Genomic DNA, 3,229 nt, shown 5'->3' on the forward strand with positions numbered 1-3,229 from the left:
GTGCAGCCCCGGCGGTCCGCCGCGTTCCGGTGACGGCTCAGTGGCCGAGCACGCTCCTGATCCAGCCGTCGACCGTGCCGGTCAGGTCGTGCTGACCGGCCCCGTGGTCGAGGACGAAGGTGCGGACGGAGTCGCCGCTGTGGAAGAGGCCGCGCTTGTCGAACTCCAGCACCACCTCGGCCCGGTGCGGGTCGGTGACGAAGGACAGCTCGATCTCGTTGCAGCGGTGCGCGAACTGCGCCGCCGCCTTGTACTCGATCTCCTGGTAGAACGGCAGCGTCTGGCCGGTGCCGTGGATCCTGCCGGCCTCCAGGTCGGCCCGGTGGAAGTGGAAGCCGAGCGCGCCGAGCGCCTCCAGCACCCGCTGCTGGACCGGGAGCGGCTGCACCGCCAGCGGGTCGGTGTCACCCCGGTCCAGCTGGCCGGCGATGTCCACGTCGGTGCGCACCCCGAGGGCCATCCCCGCCAGGTGGTGGCCGGCCACCGCGGTCAGCGGCGTCTCCCACGGCACCGGCAGGGCGAACGGCACCGACCGGTGCTCCCCTGCCGCCAGCCGCAGCGGGCCGCAGACCTGCACCCGGCCGAACTCCTCGGTGGTGTGGCCCTCGCTGTCCTCGTACTCGACCTCGACCCGGGCGGCGAGGCAGAGCGTGATGCCGTTGATCTCGGCCTCGCGGTCGCCGCCGACCAGGTTGACGTGGCCGTGCACGGTACCGCCGGGGTAGACGGTCGGCGTGGACAGCACCGTGTCCACGGTGGGCCCGCCGACGCCCAGGGCGCCGAGAAGACGCTTGAACACCATCGGGTGCGCTCCTCACAGAGTCGGGGAGTTGAGAGCGCGTCGATCGTACTTTGCCGGCGCTTTGCCTTCGGCGGCCGCCCCGGACCCGGCAGGCCTACAGCGGGGTGACCGCCTTCAGCACCAGCAGCAGCGCCACCGCGGCGTTCAACGCGGAGAGCGCGGAGGCCGCCGTACCGGCCGCGGCCACCATCGCCGCCACCCCGGCCGGGCTGTGCGCGGGCGGCCAGGCCCGGCCCGGCGGCACCGGCCCCAGCAGCGCGGCCACCCGCCGGGGCACCGGCCCGGGCGCCGCGAACGCCGCCATCCCGGGCACCGCGTGGTGCGCGACCAGGGCGGCCCGGGCCACCGCACGGGCGGTCACCCGCCGGTCCCCGACCACGCCGGCCGCCTCCTCGTCGGCCCACCGCTCGGTGCTGTAGGCCACCGCCCGGTGCAGCGGGCGCAGGAACGGGTTGACGCAGGCCGCCAGCCTGGTGGCGAGCAGGTAGTGGTGGTGACGGTGCGCCAGGTGCGCCCGCTCATGGGCGATCAGGGCCTCCCGCTCACCGCCCGCCAGGTGGGCCAGCATCCCGGTGGAGACCACGATCCGGCCCGGCCGCCCGGGCAGCGCGTAGGCGTACGGGGCCTCGTCGGGCAGCACCGCGGGATCGCCGTCGGACGGCAGGTGCTGGACGGCCCGGCGGGCCCTGGCCGCGACCCGCAGCCGGACGGCCAGGGTGCGCAGCACGGCGGCGGCGACGACCGCCAGGACGGCGATCGAGGCGCTGCCGACCTCGACGTGGAACGGCACCAGCCGCCGGACCTCCGGGTCGGACCAGCCGTCCGGCAGCGGGTTGCCGGGGATCTGCGCGGTACCCACCACGCCGAGCAGCCCGAGGCAGAGCGCGCTGCACACCGCCATGGCGAGGCTGAAGCCGGTCAGCAGCCGGGCCGCCGCCCGCGGGTGCAGGTGCAGTTCGGCGAGCCGGGCGATCGGCAGGGCGGTGAGCGGGAGGACGAGCGGCAGGAAGACGAAGACGCCCATCGCTCAGCCCTCGCGGCCGTCCGAGCCGCGGGAGCCGTCGGCACCGGGCCGGCCGGGCTCGTCCGAGGCACTGTCGAGCAGGGCCCGCAGCAGCTCCTCGTCGTGCGGCAGCAGGGCGGAGACGAAGCTCGCCAGGACGGCGTCCCGGTCTGCCTCGCCGTCGAGCACCCGGCGCATCCGCAGCGCGGCCAGCCCGGCCGCGTCCGAGGCCGCCCGCCAGACGTACGAGCGGCCGGAACGGGTACGCGAGACGGCGTTCTTGGCGTGCAGCCGGGAGAGGATGGTGACCACGGTGGTGTACGCGAGGCCGCCGTCCAGGCGCTCCTGCACCCAGCCCGCGGTGGCCGGCTCGGGCGCGTCCCGCAGCACGGCCAGCACCTGGGCCTCCAACTCGCCCTGTCCGCGTCGCCTGGCCCGGAAGCCCTCGTCGGAGGGACGCCCCTGCTGCACCATGGCGGCCCCTTCCCACTCGTCGTGCACCTGTCGGCCATCCTACTGAGCGACCGCCCCGCAGCCCGGGTGCCGGCTCCTGACCCGCGAAGGAAGGGGCGTACGGTCTCTACACTGCTGTAGATTCGTGCGGCACAGTGATCGGAACGACCGGGCGAGCGGCCCGGTACGGGAACTCCGGGAGGGGCAGTCATGGGAGTCTCGCTGGCCAAGGGCGGCAACGTCTCGCTGAGCAAGGAGGCCCCGGGCCTCACCTCGGTCATCATCGGTCTGGGCTGGGACGTCCGGGCCACCACCGGTGCCGACTTCGACCTCGACGCCAGCGCACTGCTGTGCAGCGAGGCCGGCCGGGTGCTGACCGACCAGCACTTCGTCTTCTACAACAACCTGACCAGCCCGGACGGCTCGGTCGAGCACAGCGGCGACAACCTCACCGGTGGCGGCGACGGCGACGACGAGCAGATCAAGGTCGACCTGACGGCGGTGCCGGTCAACGTCACCAAGATCGTGTTCCCGGTGTCGATCTACGACGCGGACACCCGCCTGCAGAACTTCGGCCAGGTCCGCAACGCCTTCATCCGGGTGGTCGACCAGGCGACCGGCAGCGAGGTGGCCCGCTACGACCTCAGCGAGGACGCCTCCACCGAGACCGCGATGGTCTTCGGCGAGCTCTACCGGTACGGCGCCGACTGGAAGTTCCGCGCCATCGGCCAGGGCTACGCCTCCGGCCTGCGCGGCATCGCCCTGGACTACGGCGTCAACGTCTGACCGAGGGCCCCTCGGGGACTTCCGCCCGGCCGGCCGTCAGAGGTCCAGCCGGTAGTGGCAGATGCGGTGCGCCGGCCGGTAGCCCAGGCTGTCGTTGACGCGCCGCATCGCCCGGTTGCCGTCGGCGGTGTCGGTCACCAGCCCGTCCGGCGCCGGACGGCGCCCCGCCCCCGTCAGGGGAGACA

At 74.2% G+C, this 3,229-nt stretch carries 4 protein-coding genes; 1 reads left to right on the forward strand and 3 read right to left on the reverse strand.

The window, feature by feature from the left end:
* Positions 1-37: 37 nt before the first annotated feature.
* The 3 genes from ACFV0G_RS37475 to ACFV0G_RS37485 all read right to left on the reverse strand — a co-directional run bounded on the left by ACFV0G_RS37475 (position 38) and on the right by ACFV0G_RS37485 (position 2,279).
* On the reverse strand, positions 38-802 hold the full coding sequence (locus ACFV0G_RS37475) for a sporulation protein (protein WP_380557724.1): 765 nt from the start codon (positions 800-802) through the stop codon (positions 38-40).
* A gap of 94 nt (positions 803-896) precedes the next feature.
* Positions 897-1,826 (reverse strand): M56 family metallopeptidase, encoded by a 930-nt coding sequence (locus ACFV0G_RS37480; RefSeq protein ID WP_380557727.1) that lies wholly within the window; start codon positions 1,824-1,826, stop codon positions 897-899.
* A gap of 3 nt (positions 1,827-1,829) precedes the next feature.
* Complete coding sequence (locus ACFV0G_RS37485) at positions 1,830-2,279, reverse strand: BlaI/MecI/CopY family transcriptional regulator (protein WP_380557733.1); 450 nt, start codon at positions 2,277-2,279, stop codon at positions 1,830-1,832.
* A gap of 189 nt (positions 2,280-2,468) precedes the next feature.
* On the opposite strand from ACFV0G_RS37485, the gene ACFV0G_RS37490 reads away from it, so the two are divergent.
* Complete coding sequence (locus tag ACFV0G_RS37490) at positions 2,469-3,044, forward strand: TerD family protein (RefSeq protein ID WP_380557730.1); 576 nt, start codon at positions 2,469-2,471, stop codon at positions 3,042-3,044.
* Positions 3,045-3,229 lie beyond the last annotated feature (185 nt).

Origin of the sequence: Kitasatospora sp. NPDC059571, assembly GCF_042735675.1 — a bacterium.
Classification (GTDB): Bacteria; Actinomycetota; Actinomycetes; order Streptomycetales; family Streptomycetaceae; genus Kitasatospora.